Origin of the sequence: Streptomyces sp. NPDC059002, assembly GCF_042740435.1 — a bacterium.
Lineage (GTDB): Bacteria > Actinomycetota > Actinomycetes > Streptomycetales > Streptomycetaceae > Streptomyces.
Genome location: NZ_JBHYJI010000056.1, coordinates 48,204 through 64,256, shown reverse-complemented (window position 1 = coordinate 64,256; position 16,053 = coordinate 48,204). Strand labels below are relative to the sequence as shown.

Genomic DNA, 16,053 nt, shown 5'->3' with positions numbered 1-16,053 from the left:
GGCCCGCCCCCACCGAAGTGGGGGCGGGCCTCTCCGTCTGTCTACCGGTGTCGACGACCGCGATCAGCGCGCGACCGGCACATACGGAGCAAGCTCTGCGGCGAGCTCTTCGTGCACGCGCGCCTTGAGCAGCGTGCCGTCGGCGGTGTGCTCCTCGGAGAGCACCTCGCCCTCGGCGTGCGCCCGCGAGATGAGCTGGCCGTGCGTGTACGGAACGAGGGCTTCGATCTCGACCTCGGGTCGCGGCAGTTCGGCGTCGATGAGCGCGAGCAGCTCGTCGATGCCCGCACCTGTCCGCGCGGAGACCACGATCGCGTGCTTCTCGTTGCGCAGCAGTCGCTGGAGGACCAACGGGTCCGCCGCGTCCGCCTTGTTGACCACCACGATCTCGGGTACGTCGGTGGCGCCCACGTCACGGATCACCTCGCGCACCGCGGCCAACTGCTCCTCCGGCACGGGGTGCGAGCCGTCCACGACGTGCAGGATCAGGTCGGAGTCGCCGACCTCCTCCATGGTGGAGCGGAACGCCTCGACGAGGTGGTGCGGCAGATGCCGCACGAACCCGACGGTGTCGGCCAGGGTGTAGACCCGGCCGCTCGGCGTCTCGGCCCGGCGCACGGTGGGGTCGAGGGTGGCGAACAGCGCGTTCTCCACCAGGACGCCCGCGCCCGTGAGGCGGTTGAGCAGCGAGGACTTGCCCGCGTTCGTGTAACCGGCGATCGCGACCGAGGGCACCTTGTTGCGTCGGCGCTCCTGCCGCTTGATGTCGCGGCCCGTCTTCATCTCCGCGATCTCCCGGCGCATCTTCGCCATCTTCTCGCGGATCCGTCGCCGGTCCGTCTCGATCTTGGTCTCACCGGGACCACGGGTGGCCATGCCGCCACCGCCGCCGCCACCCATCTGACGGGAGAGCGACTGACCCCAGCCACGGAGCCTCGGCAGCATGTACTGCATCTGCGCGAGGGCCACCTGTGCCTTGCCCTCTCGGGACTTGGCGTGCTGGGCGAAGATGTCGAGGATCAGGGCGGTCCTGTCGACCACCTTGACCTTGACGACGTCTTCGAGGTGGATCAGCTGGCCGGGGCTCAGCTCACCGTCGCAGACGACGGTGTCGGCACCGGTCTCGAGGACGATGTCGCGCAGCTCGAGGGCCTTGCCGGAGCCGATGTACGTCGCCGGGTCCGGCTTGTCGCGACGCTGGATGACGCCGTCGAGCACGAGCGCACCCGCGGTCTCCGCGAGGGCGGCCAGCTCGGCGAGGGAGTTCTCCGCATCGTGAACCGTCCCGGAAGTCCACACGCCGACGAGCACCACGCGCTCCAGGCGGAGCTGTCGGTACTCGACTTCGGTGACGTCCTCGAGCTCGGTGGAGAGGCCCGCGACGCGGCGGAGGGCCGCGCGCTCGGAGCGGTCGAACTGGTCGCCGTCCCGGTCTCCGTCGATCTCGTGGCTCCAGGCGACGTCCTCTTCCATCAGGGCATCGGCCCGAAGACCTTCGGGGTAGTTCTGCGCGAAGCTCTGTGCGTCCTGGGAAGGGGAAGAAGAGGAGGTCATTGGGTCCTTACGTCGATTCGTCGATGGGAATGCGGACGGATGCGGGATCCATCACTTCCGACAACGCCCGGGGCGGTCCGGAGATTCCCCGGACCGGCCGGAACCGACCCCGAGATCTCCCCGAGGGGATGTCCCGGACGGGCCGCGCCGCCGACCTGAAGATGGTTGCACGGCACGCCCCGTCTCGTCACCCGGGTTATTGCCCGCAGCGGTGCCGCCCGGCCCCCGGTTACTTCCCGTCCCGCGCCGGGGTACGCCAGTCCGGGTGCCCCGGCATCGGCGGCGTCTTCTCCCCGTACAGCCAGGCATCGAAGAATCCGCCCAGGTCACGCCCCGCGGTCCGGGACGCGAGCCGCACGAAGTCGGCGGTCGTCGCGTTGCCGTCGCGGTGTGCACGGACCCACGCACGCTCGAGCCGGTCGAAGGCGGGCCGCCCGATCTCCTGGCGCAGGGCGTAGAGGACCAGGGCGCTGCCGTCGTAGACGACGGGCCGGAAGATGCTGATCTTCTGTCCCGGCGCGGGCTCCTTCGGCCTGGCGGGCGGTCCGCCCGCCGCGCGCCAGTTGTCCGACTGGCGGTAGGCGTCCCGCATCCGTGCCGCGAGCGGCTGCTGGGCCTTCTCCTCGGCGTGGAGCGCCTCGTACCAGGTGGCGTGGCCTTCGTTGAGCCAGAGGTCCGACCAGGACTGCGGGCTCACGCTGTCGCCGAACCACTGGTGCGCCAGTTCGTGCACCATGATCGAGTCGACGTACCACTCGGGGTACTCGGGGCGGGTGAAGAGCTCTCTCTCGAAGAGAGAGAGCGTCTGTGTCTCGAGTTCGAAGCCCGTCTGCGCCTGGGCGACCAGCACGCCGTAGGCCTCGAAGGGGTAGCGGCCGACCTTCTTCTCCATCCAGCCGATCTGGCCGGGTGTCTTCTTGAGCCAGCGTTCCAGGACCTTGCGGTCCTTGGTGGGAACCACATCGCGTACGGGAAGGCCGTGCGGCCCCTTCCTGTGGACGACGCTGGAGCGGCCGATCGACACCTGGGCCAGCTCGGTCGCCATGGGGTGATGGGTGCGGTACGACCAGGTGGTGGCTCCCCCGCCGTGCCGGGTCCTGGCGGTCGGGAGGCCGTTGGCGACGGCGGTGAGCCCCTTCGGAGCGGTGACACGGAACGTGAAGTCCGCCTTGTCCGAGGGGTGGTCGTTGCACGGGAAGACCAGGTGGGCGGCGTCGGCCTGATTGGCCATGGCGAGCCCGTCGCCGGTGCGCACCCAGCCGCCCTCGGTGCCCTTCGCGGCAACCGGGTCACTGGTGTGCCGCACGGTGATCCGCAGGCGCTCGCCGGGCGCCACCGGCGCGGCCGGCGTGACGACCAGGTCCTCGCCGGTGCTGTCGAAGCGGGCGGCCCTGCCGTTGACCTCGACGGAACGGACCGTGCCGTGCGCGAAGTCGAGATTCACCCGCTCCAGGGGCGCCGTCGCCCGCGCGTCGATCTTGGTGACGGCATCCAGCGGCTTGCTGTTGTCGCCCCGATAGGTGAAGGCGATGTCGTACGACGCCACGTCGTACCCGGGGTTGCCCAGGTGCGGGAAGAGCGGGTCGCCGATGCCGAGCGGGGTGGCCGGGGACGGTGCGCTCGCCGCGATGAGGGCGGCGGACGCGGTCGCGGCGACCAGGGCGGCGGCGACGCGGGGAGTGCGGAGGGCCTTCGTCCTGACGGCCTTGGTCCGAGGGGTGAGCAGCATGAACTACCGCTATCAGCGCACGCCTTCCCCCGTGGGACGGCGCGCGACGAGCCACCCGAACGAGTCGCGACATCGGGAAGCGGACTGCGAGAAGCGGACCTCAGGGAGCGGCGGCCGCCGGATGCTGGGCGCGGCTCACGTCGTACACCCCGGGCACCGCCCGCATCGCCCGCATCAGCCCGGGAAGGTGGGCCGCGTCCGGGAGTTGCAGCGTGTACGTATGACGCACGCGCTGCTGGGTCGGCGGCTCCACGGTCGCCGAAATGATCGCCACGCCTTCGAGGGCGATCGCTTCGGTGAGGTCGGCGAGCAGATGTGCACGGCCGAACGATTCGGCGATCAGCGTGACGCGGCACTCCGCGGTGTCCCCCCAGCGCACGCCGATCTCCGGGCGCCCCACTTCCTTCATGCGCTCCACCGCGGGACAGCCGATGCGGTGGACGGTCACGACTCCCCCGCGCACGGCGAAGGCGGTGACATCGTCGGGCGGCACGGGAGTACAACAGCCCGCGAGGCGCACGGTGGCGCCCTCGCGGTCCACCACGGCGTTCGCGGGAGCGGGCCGCAGGTGGTCGACGGATTCCGGCCTGGGGGCGGTCAAGGAGGCCTGCGGGAGCGGCTCGCGCCGCCCGTCGGACGCGGCCGCGGGGGCGTCGGGGTCCGGATGCGTGGTGAGCCAGCGCCGGATGGCGATCCGCGCGCCGGGCGTGCGGGCGTGGTCCAGCCAGTCGCGTGAGGGCCCCGAGGCGACGTCCTGGCCCATGAGCAGCTGGACCGTGTCGCCGTCGCGCAGGACCGTGCTGAGCGTCGCGAGGCGGCCGTTGACGCGCGCCCCGATGCAGGCGTGGGCGTCCTCGCCGTACTGGGCGTAGGCGGCGTCGACGCAGCTGGCGCCCGCGGGCAGTCCGAGGGTGCCGCCGTCGGGCCGGAAGACGGCGATCTCGCGGTCCTGGGCGAGGTCCTCGCGCAGCGTCGACCAGAAGGTGTCGGGGTCGGGTGCGGCCTGCTGCCAGTCGAGGAGCCGGGAGAGCCAGCCGGGCCTCGTGGGGTCGACGCGCTCGTCCTCGGCGCTGTCGGAGGGCTCCTCCGAAGGAGGAGCGTAGGGATTGCGCAGGGCTACCACGCCCGCCTCGGCGACCTGGTGCATCTGGTGCGTGCGGATGAGGACTTCGGCGACCTCTCCGTCGGGCCGGGCCACGGCCGTGTGCAGCGATTGGTAGAGGTTGAACTTGGGGACGGCGATGAAGTCCTTGAACTCCGAGACGACCGGCGTGAAGCAGGTGTGCAGTTCGCCGAGGACTCCGTAGCAGTCGGCGTCCTCGTTCACGAGGACGAGGAGGCGCCCGAAGTCCGCGGCGCGCAGCTCGCCCCGTTTGCGGTGCACCCGGTGCACCGAGACGAAGTGCCGCGGCCTGATGAGGACTTCGGCCGTGATGCCCGCCTCGCGCAGCACGCCGCGCACATCGCCCGCGATGCCCGCGAGCGGGTCGCCCTCGCCCTCGACATTGGCCGCGATCATGGCCTTGACCTGGTCGTACTCCTCCGGGTGGAGGATCGCGAAGACGAGATCCTCCAGCTCGGTCTTGAGCGCCTGGACGCCGAGGCGTTCGGCAAGCGGAATGAGTACGTCCCGGGTGACCTTCGCGATGCGTGCCTGCTTCTCGGGGCGCATGACGCCGAGGGTCCGCATGTTGTGCAGCCGGTCGGCGAGCTTGATCGACATGACGCGTACGTCATTGCCGGTGGCGACCAGCATCTTGCGGAAGGTCTCCGGCTCGGCCGCCGCTCCGTAGTCGACCTTTTCGAGCTTGGTGACGCCGTCGACGAGATAGCAGACGTCGTCGCCGAACTCGCTGCGCACCTGGTCGAGCGTGACGTCCGTGTCCTCGACGGTGTCGTGGAGCAGGGAGGCGGTCAAGGTCGTGATCTCCGCGCCCAGCTGGGCGAGGATCAGGGTCACGGCGAGCGGATGCGTGATGTACGGCTCGCCGCTCTTGCGCATCTGGCCGCGGTGCGAGGACTCCGCCAGGACGTACGCGCGGCGCAGCGGCTCCAGATCGGCGTCCGGGTAGTGGGCCCGATGGGCCTCCGCCACATGGCCGATCGCGTCGGGCAGCCGGTCCCGTGCCGCGGGTCCCAGCAGGGCGGCCCGGCCGAGCCTGCGCAGGTCGAGACGGGCGCGGCCGCGCCTGCGCTGGACCCCGGGCGTCACGGGGCCGGGCGTCGCAGGGTTCGTAGCCTCCGCACTCATGGGCACCTCCGGCTGCTTCGACCGGCGGTGGACGGACGGTGGCGTACTCCGTCCGGGCCGGTGCTTGATGCTACCGAGCCCATCACGCGGTGCTGACCGCCTCTCGCCGAGCGTGAAACGGATCACCCATTCGAGCGACAGTTCATGCGAGTACCGTTTCGAGCCATTCGGACGCGATCTCGCCCTCGGCGACGATCGCGGCGGGTCCCGTCATCTCGATCTCGCCGTCGGGCCGCTCGGTGATGACCAGGCGCCCGCCGGGCAGGTCGACGGTGTACGTCACCGGGGTGCCGGTCACCGCGGGGTCCACTCCGTCCTTGCGGGCCGCGGCGACGGCCACGGCGCACGCGCCCGTGCCGCACGAGCGGGTCTCGCCCGCGCCGCGCTCGTGCACGCGCATGGCGACGTGCCGGGGGCCGCGGTCGACGACGAATTCGACGTTCACGCCGTCCGGGTAGGCGCTGGCGGGGCTGAAGGGCGGCGGGTCGTAGAGGTTGCCCGCTTCGGAGAGGTCGGCCACGAAGGCGACCGCGTGCGGATTGCCCATGTTCACGTTGAGCGCGGGCCAGCTCCGGTCGTCCACCGAGACGGTGACGTCCCCTCCGGGGAGGAGTGCCTTGCCCATGCCGACGGTGATCCCGCCACCGGCTTCCGCCTTGTCGATGTGCACGGTCTTCACGCCGCCGCGCGTGGCCACCGCGAGATCGCCCTCGCCGACATGCCCCGCGCGCTGCAGGTAGCGGGCGAAGACGCGCACTCCGTTGCCGCACATCTCGGCGACCGAGCCGTCGCCGTTGCGGTAGTCCATGAACCACTCGGCCCGGTCCGCGAGATGGCGTACCTCGGGGTGGGCGGCGGAGCGTACGACATGGAGCAGGCCGTCGCCACCGATGCCCGCGCGGCGGTCGCACAGGGCGGCCACGGTGGCCGGGGCCAGCTCGATGGTGTTGCCGGGGTCGGGGATGATCACGAAGTCGTTCTCGGTCCCGTGCCCCTTGAGGAAGGCGATCCGCGTGCTCATTCCTCGATCGTACGGGGTGGGTACGACACTCCGTTCGCGCGGCCTCGTCGGCCGTACGCGGGCCTCAGCGGAGGCGGGCCACCCGCCAGACGGCGAGGACCGCGGCGGCCAGGAACAGCAGGGCGTACGCGGCGACGACGCGCCAGTCCGGGCGGCGTCCCGAGCCCCGCTCGGGCAGCCCCGGCCAGGTGTACCCCACGCGGCGGGCGGCCATCATGCCCCAGCCCGCGGCGCAGCAGCTGATCAGCAGCCCGAGCATGGCGACCACGGCGCCGCCGTCCCCGGCACCTGCGCCACCGCCGCCGAACTCGAAGGCCAGCGGGAAGGCGAACATCAGGGAGCCGAGCGCGGCGAGGATCACGATGGGCGCGAGCTGCCAGACGCGCAGGCGGGGCTGCGGGCGCAGTTCGACCTCGACCTCGGCCTCCGCGGACATCTCGTCCGGGCCGGGGCCGTCGTCCAGCACGCCGCCGGGGGTCTCTTCGGGACCGTCCGGACTCAGCTGATCTCCGCCGTCATGTGCGGTGTCACGAGGGCCGGCCTCCATCGCCACGCGCCCTCCCACTTCGGACTCCACCGGTCGATCGATGGTCGATGATGGCACGCCGTCAGGTGCCCGGATGACCGCCGGAGCGTCCCGATGCCATCACGTGATCAGGCTGTGACCGGTCGTTCGACCAACGCCAGTGCGCGCTCCGGGAGTTCCCCGCGATCGGCCACGGCCCCACTGAGCCAGTGCACCCGCGGATCGCGCCTGAACCACGAGTCCTGACGGCGCGCGAAACGCTTGGTGGCGCGCACCGTTTCAGCCCGCGCCTCGTCCTCGGTGCACTCCCCCGCGAGCGCCGTGAGCACCTGCTGGTAGCCGAGCGCCCGGGACGCCGTACGCCCCTCGCGCAGCCCTTGCGCCTCCAGCGCGCGCACCTCGTCCACCAGGCCCGCCTCCCACATGCGGTCCACGCGCGTGGCGATGCGTTCGTCGAGTTCGGGGCGGGCCACGTCGACGCCGATCTGGACCGTGTCGTACACCGAGTCGTGGCCGGGCAGGTTGGCGGTGAAGGGCTTGCCGGTGATCTCGATGACCTCGAGGGCGCGGACGATCCGCCGGCCGTTGCTGGGCAGGATCGCCTGGGCGGCCCCGGGATCGGCGGCGGCGAGGCGGGCATGCAGCGCGCCGGGGCCGCGCAGCGCGAGCTCCTCCTCCAGGCGGGCGCGGACGGCGGGGTCGGTGCCGGGGAACTCCAGGTTGTCCACCGCCCCCCTGACGTACAGGCCGGAGCCGCCGACCAGGATCGGCCAGCGCCCGTCGGCGAGGAGGCGGTCGATCTCCGCACGCGCCAGCTTCTGGTACTCGGCGACGCTGGCGGCCTCCGTGACGTCCCAGATGTCGAGGAGCCGATGGGGCACTCCGCCGCGCTCCTCGGGCGTCAGCTTGGCGGTGCCGATATCCATCCCTCGGTAGAGCTGCATGGAGTCGGCGTTGACGACTTCGCCGCCGAGGCGCTGGGCGAGGAAAACGCCCAGATCGGACTTTCCTGCCGCGGTCGGACCGACGACGGCGATGACCCGCGGGGCGGGAGCTGCACTACTCACCGCCCCAGTCTCGCAAACACCGCGCGCTCTTCCCGAACGAGCTACGTGACGGCACGGCTCCGGGGTCGTTGCCTGTTGCGAGGTTCCGGCCGCCGGTTTCGAGGACCGATGACCCGGGCGACGCAATGGGACGCACCGGGCGGCGCGGGATTTCGCCCACACGAGTAACGTATGGAGTAGATATGGGCGTTTTTGCACGGTTTCGCCGGAAGTCCAAGGACACCGACGAGGCGTCAACGACCGATGCGGCTGCCGCCACGCTGACGGCCGAGCCGGAGTCCGCCGAGGAGTCCGCGAAGGAGTCCTCGGAGGCCACCTCCGAGGACTCGAAGCCCGCCGCTGAGGCCGCTGCCGACGCCGAGAACGATGCCGAGGACAAGCCGGCGGAGACCGCCGAGGCGGCCGCCGCCGAGGGCGTGGAGATCCCGAAGCAGCAGTCCGCCGAGGAGGCCGCCGACAACGAGGCCGGTGAGGGCGCCCGCAAGTAGCTCCCCGGCGAGGGAAGGTGAACCGATGGGCTTCCTGCAGCAGTTGAAGGACAAGCTCGCCCCGGCCAAGGACAAGGTCTCGGGCCTCGCGCAACAGCACGGGGACAAGATCGACCAGGGCCTGGACAGGGCCGCGAAGGTCGTCGACGAGAAGACCAAGGGCAAGTACAGCGACAAGATCCAGTCGGGTACGGGCAAGGCGAAGGACGCCGTCGACCGCCTCGCCGGGACGGACGAGGGCAAGGACGCGGGCGGCGGCGCCACTCCGCCGTCGCCTCCGCCACCCCCTCCGGCATCCTGAACCGCATCGGCGGACGGCCGTGAAGCACCCCCCGCTTCGCGGCCGTCGCCGCGTGCGCGCCGCACACGGCGCGTACGGCTTGTACGGCCCGGCTAGGACCAGGCCGCCACCACGTACCCCACGCCGTACGGCGCGTCCTCGTACAGCAGCTCGCCGCTCAGCCCTGCGCCGTCCGCCGCACCGGCGAGCACCTGCCAAGGGGCACGGCCCGCCGCCTTCAGTTCGTACGCGAGCTCCGTGTCCAGCGCCTTGAGCGCGGCCACGTCGGCCGCGGCGAGGGCACGCCCGACCTCCGCGTCGAAACCGGCCGCCCGCTCGTCCAGATAGCCCGGCGCCTTCAGCGTGCGGCACGCGCTGGCGTCGCCCATCACCAGCAGGGCCACCCGGTCCGCCCGCGCCGCGATGTCCCCGCCGACCTGGATGCACCGCTCGGCGGCCAGCGGTTCCCCCACTCCGAGACCTTCCAGCGGGGCGGTCGACCAGCCCGTACGCCCGAGCAGCCAGCCCGCGACGGCGAGCGAGGGCGGAAGTTCACGCTCCGCGCCCGCGTCGGCGGCGCCGTCCGTGGCCTCGTCCGCGGGGTCGGCAGTCCCGAGCCGTACGTCGAGGTCCACACCGAAGCCCCGGAACGAGCCGCGGGCCCCCTGGACGTGCGGTCCGCGCCCGGCCTGCTCGGCGGGGCCGATCACGACGAGCCGGTCGGGCCTGGCGGCGGCCAGGACCCCGATGGCGTCGGTGCAGGCCGCGCGCGCGGCGTCCAGTTCGGGAGCGGCGCCCGCGGCGACCTCCGGAACGAGCAGGGGCGGACAGGGGCAGACGGCTGCGGCGACAAGCATGATCCGCAGCGTAACGCCCGCCCCTGCGCGAGCGGACCGGAGTCCGCTCGTCGGGTCAGTCGCAGCCGCAGCCGCTGCCCGCGGCCACCGGGAGCGGCGCGGGAACGCCGATCTTCGGCAGGCCCAGCATCACGCCCGCGGGCTTGGCGGCCGCCTCGGCGTTCCGCTTCTCCCAGGCGTCGCCCGCGCGCGTGGGGCGCACGTTCAGCACGGCGCCCTCGGCGAGCAGGTGGTGCGGGGCGGCGTAGGTGATCTCGACCGTGACCACATCGCCGGGGCGCACCTCGGTGTCCGGCTTGGTGAAGTGCACGAGACGGTTGTCGGGGGCGCGGCCCGAGAGGCGGTGCGTGGCGCCGTCCTTGCGGCCCTCTCCCTCGGCGACCATCAGGTCCAGGGTGCGGCCGACCTGCTTCTTGTTCTCGTCCCAGGAGATCTCCTCCTGGAGGGCCACCAGACGCTCGTAACGCGACTGGACGACCTCCTTGGGGATCTGCCCCTCCATGGTCGCCGCCGGGGTCCCGGGGCGCTTGGAGTACTGGAAGGTGAAGGCGTTGGCGAAGCGGGCCTCGCGGACCACGTGCATCGTCTGCTCGAAGTCCTCCTCGGTCTCGCCGGGGAAGCCCACGATGATGTCGGTGGAGATCGCCGCGTCCGGCATGGCGGCGCGGACCTTCTCGATGATCCCCAGGAAGCGGTCCTGGCGGTACGAGCGGCGCATCGCCTTCAGGACCGGGTCCGATCCCGACTGCAGCGGCATGTGGAGCTGCGGCATCACGTTCGGCGTCTCGGCCATGGCGGCGATCACGTCGTCGGTGAAGTCGCGCGGGTGCGGGGAAGTGAACCGCACCCGCTCCAGACCCTCGATCTGTCCGCAGGCGCGCAGCAGCTTGCTGAAGGCCTCGCGGTCGCCGATGTCCGAGCCGTACGCGTTCACGTTCTGCCCGAGGAGGGTGATCTCGGAGACGCCCTCGCCGACGAGCGCCTCGATCTCGGCGAGGATGTCGCCGGTCCTGCGGTCCTTCTCCTTGCCGCGCAGCGCGGGGACGATGCAGAAGGTGCAGGTGTTGTTGCAGCCGACCGAGATGGAGACCCAGGCCGCGTACGCGCTCTCGCGGCGAGTCGGCAGCGTCGACGGGAAGGCTTCGAGCGACTCGGCGATCTCGACCTGTGCCTCTTCCTGGACGCGGGCGCGCTCCAGGAGGACCGGCAGCTTGCCGATGTTGTGCGTGCCGAAGACGACGTCCACCCAGGGCGCCTTCTTGACGATGGTGTCGCGGTCCTTCTGGGCCAGACAGCCGCCCACGGCGATCTGCATCCCGGGGCGCTTGGTCTTCATCGGGGCGAGGCGGCCGAGGTTGCCGTACAGGCGGTTGTCGGCGTTCTCACGCACCGCGCAGGTGTTGAAGACGACGACGTCGGCGTCGCCGTCCGCATTCTCCGGAGCACGCACATAACCGGCGTCCTCAAGAAGACCGGAAAGCCTCTCGGAGTCGTGGACGTTCATCTGGCACCCGTAGGTGCGCACCTCATACGTTCGATTGACGTCCACTGCCTGGCTCCGGTCGCTGCTGGTCATGGAACAAGGGTAGGCGGTGCCGGACGTCGTCTCCGACCCGTCCGGCCCAAGGGGCGGCCCGCCCCTCTCAGACCTTCTTGACCACGCTGGACTTCAGCTGCATCGAGCCGAACCCGTCGATCTTGCAGTCGATGTCGTGGCCGTCCACGCCGTCCACGAGGCGGATGTTGCGCACCTTGGTGCCCGCCTTGATCCCGCTCGGGCTGCCCTTGACCTTGAGGCTCTTGACGACCGTGACGGTGTCACCGTCCGTGAGGACGTTGCCGACCGCGTCCCTGATCGCCCCGTCCTCGGCTCCGCCCGTGGGCTCGGCGGCGGGCGGCGACCACTCGTGCCCGCATTCGGGGCAGACAAGGAGGGCGCCCATCTCGTAGGCGTACGTACCCGAACACTCGGGGCAGGGAGGCAGTTCATCGTTCACCCCGGGAGTCTATTTCAGCCATGGACCAGCGGCAGCCGAGCTGGCAGGATCGCGCGCATGTTCCAGGCACTCCCCCACATCGGCAGGCGCAGGGCCCTGCAGGGCGCGGCCGCGGCGCTCGTGGTGTTCGGGCTGCTGCTGTGGTGGCTGCTGCCCTCGGGCGAGAGCTCGCCGAGCGGCCGGGTGGCCTTCAGCACGGGCGTGCAGAACGGCGTCTACGAGCGGTACGGCAAGCTCCTGCGGACGGCGATCTCCCGGGACATGCCGAAGGTCGACGTAAACCTGCTCAACAGCCAGGGATCGCAGCAGAACGTCGAGCGGGTGGCGACCGGCAAGGCCGACTTCACCATCGCGGCCGCCGACGCCGTCGAGAAGTACCGCCTGGCGGGGGCGCCGGGCGCGGACCGGCTGCGCGGCTGCGCACGGCTGTACGACGACTATGTCCAGCTGGTCGTGCCCAGGTCGTCCGACGTCGACTCGGTGAAGGACCTGCGGAACCTGCGGGTGGCCGTGGGGCAGGACCGCTCGGGCGTGCGGCTGATAGCGGACCGGGTCCTGGAAGCCGCGGGCCTCGATCCGGCGAAGGACATCAAGCCGGTGGCGGCGGGCATCGACACCATGCCCGAGCTCCTCAAGAAGGACAAGATCGACGCGTTCTTCTGGTCGGGCGGACTGCCGACCGACTCCGTGCGCATCCTCTCCGAAGAGATGCCCATCCGGCTCGTCAAGCTCGGCGGCCTCGTGAACGAGCTGCACGAGCAGGGCGGCGCCTCGCGCTACTACCGGGCAGCGACGATGCCGGCGGACGCCTACCCCAGCGCCCAGCAGGGTTCCGCCGTGCCGACGCTCGCCGTGGCGAACCTCCTGGTCACCACCGACCGGACCGATCCGGAGCTGACCGAGGGGCTGACCCGCTCGGTGATCGACAGCCGCGACCACATCGGCGCGGAGGTGCACGCGGCCCAGCTGGTGGACCTGCGTACCGCCCTCTACACGGACCCGCTCGCCCTGCACGAGGGCGCGCGCCGCTACTACCAGTCGGTCAAGCCCTGAGAGGCTGACGGCCGTGGCTCAGCCGCCATCGGCTACACCGGCCCGCTCCGCGGCACGCTGACGGTCACCTTCAGTCCACGCGGCTCATGACGGGCGTACGAGATCGAGCCGCCGCCCGCCGCGAGCAGGGCCCGCGAGATCGACAGGCCAAGGCCCGAACCCCGCACGTTCTGATGGCGGTTGCTGCGCCAGAAGCGGTCGCCGACGCGGGTCAGCTCGTCCTCGGTGAGGCCGGGGCCGCCGTCGGTGATCACGACGGTCGTCGTGGTGGCGCAGGAGGAGACGGCGACGTGCACCCGCTCTCCCTCGGGTGTGAACTTCAGCGCGTTGTCGATCACCGCGTCCAGCGCGCTGGAGAGGGCGACCGGGTCGGCCCAGCCCGTGGTCGCCGGGCACTCGCTGGTCAGCCGCACACCGCGTTCCTCGGCCAGCGGCCGCCAGGCGGCGACCCGTTCGGCCGCCAGTTCGCCGATGTCGGTGAGGCCCAGGTCCGCCGCGGCGTGCTCGGCGAGGGCCAGGTCGAGGAGGTCGTCGAGGACTTGGGCCAGGCGCTTGCCCTCGGTGCGCACCGACGCCACCTCTTCGTTGCCCTCGGGGAGTTCGAGGGCGAGGAGTTCGATGCGCAGGAGCAGGGCGGAGAGGGGGTTGCGCAGCTGGTGGGAGGCGTCGGCGACGAAGGCGCGCTGCTGCTCGAGCACGTCCTGGACGTTGTCCGCCATCTCGTTGAACGACCGGGCGAGGCGCTGGAGTTCCGGCGGCCCACCCGCGGCCGCGACCCTGGACTTGAGGCTTCCTGTCGCTATGTCGTGCGTGGTCGCGTCGAGGATGCGCACGGGGCGCAGCACCCAGCCGGTGAGCCGCAGGGCGGCGCCGACCGCCAGGAGCATCGCCGCGGACTCGCCCGCGGCGATGAGCAGCCAGCCCTGCAGCGTCTTCGACCGCATGCGGCCGGTGGGCGAGTCGGTGACGACGACGGCGACGACGTCGCCGTCCCTGATCACCGGGGTCGCGACGGCCAGGCGGCCGCGCTGCCACGGCCACACCTGCTCGGGGTCGTGGCTGCCGCGGGACCGGAGCGCTTCCTCGAAGGCGTCCCGCACCTGACCGTCCGTGGGCAGGAACCAGTCCTCCGGAGCGTGCGCCATCGGGCCGCCGTCGCGGTAGAAGACGCCCGCGTCGATGCCGTAGACCTCGTTGTAGAAGTCCAGCTCCTTCTGGAGCGTTTCGCGGCGTTCGTCCTTGTCCCGCACTACCCGTGAACCGGTGACGCGTTTCGTGACGAACTGGGCGAGCGAGGCGAAGCGCGCCGTGTCGTCGATCCGGTCGACGACCACCTTCTGCTGCTGGGCCGCCGCGACGCTCACCGCGAGTGGGAAGCCGAGCGCGAGCAGGACGCCCGCCATGAGGATGATGAGCAGCGGGAGGAGGCGGGAACGCACCTGTCCTCGCCCGCGCTACGTCGCCGGGGCGACGAGGCGGTAGCCGACGCCGCGGACGGTCTCGATCAGGGCCGGCATGTGCAGCTTGGACCGCAGGGACGCCACATGCACTTCCAGCGTGCGGCCCGTCCCTTCCCAACTGGTGCGCCACACCTCGCTGATGATCTGTTCGCGGCGGAACACCACTCCGGGCCGCTGGGCGAGGAGTGCGAGCAAGTCGAACTCCTTGCGGGTCAGTTGGACAACCGAACCGTCCACGCTGACCTGTCGGGTGGGCAGTTCGATGCGCACGGGGCCGAGTCGCAGATCGCTGTCCTCGGGGGTCGTCGCACCACCGGACGTGGGCCGCCGGATGACCGCATGGATACGGGCGATGAGTTCCCCGGTGTCGTACGGCTTCACTACGTAGTCGTCGGCCCCGAGGTTGAGGCCGTGGATCCGCGAGCGGACGTCCGAGCGGGCCGTCACCATGATGACCGGGATCGAGCCGCGCTTGCGGATCTTCCCGCACACCTCGTAGCCGTCCTGATCGGGCAGCCCCAGGTCGAGAAGCACCACTCCGAAGGGAGGGGTTTCCGCGGGCAGGAGGGCCTGCAGTGCCTCTTCGCCGTTGCGTGCGTGCACGACGTCGAAGCCGTGCCGGGCCAGGACCGCGGACAGGGCGGCGGCCACGTGGTCGTCGTCCTCGACGAGAAGCAGTCTCATGCGGGCCCCCTCCAGTTCATCCGTCGTTCCGTCGCGGCCGATATCCGGGCACACGCACCAAGGCATCCACGCCGATGGATAAGGACCGCGTCAAGAGGGTTCGGGGCGCGGGCACGTTCCGTTACCCAGCCGGTACGCACGCCGTGCACCCTCTTCACACGGAGTGTCCGGTTGCGGCCGGATCGTTATGCTCAATTTCCCCTCAGATGTAATGACGCTGGTCGCACTGGGTTATTACTGTCCTCCCAACCGAGGAGGATGGAGCAACAAGCCGTGACCGAAGTATCGGTGACCAAGGACGCCATACCGCCCGGGGCGGACGACCTGGTCGTGCTGAAGAACGTCAACAAGCACTTCGGCGCTCTGCACGTCCTCCAGGACATCGACCTGACCATCGCCCGTGGCGAGGTCGTCGTCGTGATCGGCCCCTCCGGGTCGGGCAAGTCGACGCTGTGCCGCGCCATCAACCGCCTGGAGACGGTCGAGTCGGGAGAGATCTCGATCGACGGCAAGCCGCTGCCCCAGGAGGGCAAGGAGCTCGCCCGTCTCCGTGCGGACGTGGGCATGGTCTTCCAGTCCTTCAACCTTTTCGCGCACAAGACCGTGCTCGAGAACGTGATGCTGGGCCAGATCAAGGTGCGCAAGACGTCCAAGGCGGAAGCTGAGACAAAGGCACGCGGTCTTCTGGACCGCGTGGGAGTCGCCTCGCAGGCCGACAAGTACCCGGCGCAGCTCTCCGGCGGCCAGCAGCAACGCGTGGCGATCGCCCGCGCGTTGGCGATGGACCCGAAGGTGATGCTCTTCGACGAGCCCACCTCCGCGCTCGACCCGGAGATGATCAACGAGGTCCTCGAGGTCATGCAGCAGCTGGCGCGTGACGGCATGACCATGGTCGTGGTCACCCATGAGATGGGTTTCGCCCGCTCCGCCGCCAACCGCGTCGTATTCATGGCGGACGGCCGGATCGTGGAAGAGGCCGTGCCGGATCAGTTCTTCAGCAACCCGCGCAGCGACCGGGCCAAGGACTTCCTCTCGAAGATCCTGCACCACTGACGCGCGACGCCCCCTGCGTCTCACCTCTCTTCC

15 protein-coding genes are annotated in these 16,053 nt (G+C 70.9%); 4 read left to right on the top strand and 11 right to left on the bottom strand.

What is annotated here, in order from left to right; all coding sequences use genetic code 11:
* Positions 1–63: 63 nt before the first annotated feature.
* The 6 genes from hflX to miaA form a co-directional block, all read right to left on the bottom strand.
* Positions 64–1,554, bottom strand: a complete 1,491-nt coding sequence (hflX, locus tag ACFWZ2_RS34590; RefSeq protein ID WP_384552554.1) for a GTPase HflX — start codon at positions 1,552–1,554, stop codon at positions 64–66.
* A gap of 229 nt (positions 1,555–1,783) precedes the next feature.
* Positions 1,784–3,283 carry a M1 family metallopeptidase gene (locus ACFWZ2_RS34585; protein ID WP_384552552.1) on the bottom strand — a complete coding sequence of 500 codons (1,500 nt, stop codon included), beginning with the start codon at positions 3,281–3,283 and terminating at the stop codon, positions 1,784–1,786.
* Positions 3,284–3,383: 100 nt separating this feature from the next.
* Entirely contained in the window at positions 3,384–5,534 is a 2,151-nt protein-coding gene (locus ACFWZ2_RS34580) for a RelA/SpoT family protein (RefSeq protein ID WP_384552550.1), read from the bottom strand.
* Positions 5,535–5,676: 142 nt separating this feature from the next.
* Positions 5,677–6,555 (bottom strand): diaminopimelate epimerase, encoded by an 879-nt coding sequence (gene dapF / locus ACFWZ2_RS34575; RefSeq protein ID WP_384552548.1) that lies wholly within the window; start codon positions 6,553–6,555, stop codon positions 5,677–5,679.
* Positions 6,556–6,619: 64 nt separating this feature from the next.
* Entirely contained in the window at positions 6,620–7,102 is a 483-nt protein-coding gene (locus tag ACFWZ2_RS34570; RefSeq protein WP_384552558.1) for a hypothetical protein, read from the bottom strand.
* A 107-nt stretch (positions 7,103–7,209) separates the two neighbouring features.
* Positions 7,210–8,148, bottom strand: a complete 939-nt coding sequence (gene miaA / locus ACFWZ2_RS34565) for a tRNA (adenosine(37)-N6)-dimethylallyltransferase MiaA (RefSeq protein WP_384552546.1) — start codon at positions 8,146–8,148, stop codon at positions 7,210–7,212.
* 182 nt (positions 8,149–8,330) lie between these two features.
* Here miaA and ACFWZ2_RS34560 point away from each other — a divergent pair, with 182 nt between their 5' ends.
* Both ACFWZ2_RS34560 and ACFWZ2_RS34555 read left to right on the top strand, forming a co-directional pair.
* Positions 8,331–8,636 carry a hypothetical protein gene (locus tag ACFWZ2_RS34560; protein ID WP_384552544.1) on the top strand — a complete coding sequence of 102 codons (306 nt, stop codon included), beginning with the start codon at positions 8,331–8,333 and terminating at the stop codon, positions 8,634–8,636.
* Between the two features lie 25 nt (positions 8,637–8,661).
* The gene (locus tag ACFWZ2_RS34555) at positions 8,662–8,937 is read left to right on the top strand and encodes an antitoxin (RefSeq protein ID WP_384552542.1); all 276 of its coding nucleotides are present in this window, start codon (positions 8,662–8,664) and stop codon (positions 8,935–8,937) included.
* Positions 8,938–9,029: 92 nt separating this feature from the next.
* Here the strand turns inward: ACFWZ2_RS34555 and ACFWZ2_RS34550 are convergent, their stop codons facing one another.
* The 3 genes from ACFWZ2_RS34550 to ACFWZ2_RS34540 form a co-directional block, all read right to left on the bottom strand.
* Positions 9,030–9,773, bottom strand: coding sequence for a class III extradiol dioxygenase subunit B-like domain-containing protein (locus ACFWZ2_RS34550; RefSeq protein ID WP_384552540.1), 744 nt, complete (start codon positions 9,771–9,773; stop codon positions 9,030–9,032).
* 55 nt (positions 9,774–9,828) lie between these two features.
* On the bottom strand, positions 9,829–11,349 hold the full coding sequence (miaB, locus tag ACFWZ2_RS34545) for a tRNA (N6-isopentenyl adenosine(37)-C2)-methylthiotransferase MiaB (RefSeq protein WP_384552538.1): 1,521 nt from the start codon (positions 11,347–11,349) through the stop codon (positions 9,829–9,831).
* A 67-nt stretch (positions 11,350–11,416) separates the two neighbouring features.
* Entirely contained in the window at positions 11,417–11,770 is a 354-nt protein-coding gene (locus tag ACFWZ2_RS34540; protein WP_384552536.1) for a zinc ribbon domain-containing protein YjdM, read from the bottom strand.
* Between the two features lie 57 nt (positions 11,771–11,827).
* On the opposite strand from ACFWZ2_RS34540, the gene ACFWZ2_RS34535 reads away from it, so the two are divergent.
* Entirely contained in the window at positions 11,828–12,823 is a 996-nt protein-coding gene (locus ACFWZ2_RS34535) for a TAXI family TRAP transporter solute-binding subunit (protein WP_384552534.1), read from the top strand.
* A 32-nt stretch (positions 12,824–12,855) separates the two neighbouring features.
* Here the strand turns inward: ACFWZ2_RS34535 and ACFWZ2_RS34530 are convergent, their stop codons facing one another.
* Both ACFWZ2_RS34530 and ACFWZ2_RS34525 read right to left on the bottom strand, forming a co-directional pair.
* On the bottom strand, positions 12,856–14,262 hold the full coding sequence (locus ACFWZ2_RS34530) for a sensor histidine kinase (RefSeq protein WP_384552532.1): 1,407 nt from the start codon (positions 14,260–14,262) through the stop codon (positions 12,856–12,858).
* Positions 14,263–14,277: 15 nt separating this feature from the next.
* Positions 14,278–14,967: a response regulator transcription factor gene (locus tag ACFWZ2_RS34525; RefSeq protein WP_384552530.1), complete on the bottom strand. Its 690-nt coding sequence runs from the start codon at positions 14,965–14,967 to the stop codon at positions 14,278–14,280.
* A gap of 273 nt (positions 14,968–15,240) precedes the next feature.
* Here ACFWZ2_RS34525 and ACFWZ2_RS34520 point away from each other — a divergent pair, with 273 nt between their 5' ends.
* Positions 15,241–16,020, top strand: a complete 780-nt coding sequence (locus ACFWZ2_RS34520; protein ID WP_055543637.1) for an amino acid ABC transporter ATP-binding protein — start codon at positions 15,241–15,243, stop codon at positions 16,018–16,020.
* The last annotated feature ends 33 nt before the right edge of the window (positions 16,021–16,053 follow it).

Excerpts from the sequence above, each read along its gene's own strand:
- ACFWZ2_RS34560 (WP_384552544.1), top strand. The coding sequence starts at position 8,331 with ATGGGCGTTTTTGCACGGTTTCGCCGGAAGTCCAAGGACACCGACGAG.
- ACFWZ2_RS34585 (WP_384552552.1), bottom strand. The coding sequence starts at position 3,283 with ATGCTGCTCACCCCTCGGACCAAGGCCGTCAGGACGAAGGCCCTCCGC.
- ACFWZ2_RS34570 (WP_384552558.1), bottom strand. The coding sequence starts at position 7,102 with ATGGAGGCCGGCCCTCGTGACACCGCACATGACGGCGGAGATCAGCTG.
- hflX (WP_384552554.1), bottom strand. The coding sequence starts at position 1,554 with ATGACCTCCTCTTCTTCCCCTTCCCAGGACGCACAGAGCTTCGCGCAG.
- ACFWZ2_RS34580 (WP_384552550.1), bottom strand. The coding sequence starts at position 5,534 with ATGAGTGCGGAGGCTACGAACCCTGCGACGCCCGGCCCCGTGACGCCC.
- miaB (WP_384552538.1), bottom strand. The coding sequence starts at position 11,349 with ATGACCAGCAGCGACCGGAGCCAGGCAGTGGACGTCAATCGAACGTAT.
- ACFWZ2_RS34555 (WP_384552542.1), top strand. The coding sequence starts at position 8,662 with ATGGGCTTCCTGCAGCAGTTGAAGGACAAGCTCGCCCCGGCCAAGGAC.
- ACFWZ2_RS34550 (WP_384552540.1), bottom strand. The coding sequence starts at position 9,773 with ATGCTTGTCGCCGCAGCCGTCTGCCCCTGTCCGCCCCTGCTCGTTCCG.
- ACFWZ2_RS34525 (WP_384552530.1), bottom strand. The coding sequence starts at position 14,967 with ATGAGACTGCTTCTCGTCGAGGACGACGACCACGTGGCCGCCGCCCTG.
- ACFWZ2_RS34535 (WP_384552534.1), top strand. The coding sequence starts at position 11,828 with ATGTTCCAGGCACTCCCCCACATCGGCAGGCGCAGGGCCCTGCAGGGC.
- dapF (WP_384552548.1), bottom strand. The coding sequence starts at position 6,555 with ATGAGCACGCGGATCGCCTTCCTCAAGGGGCACGGGACCGAGAACGAC.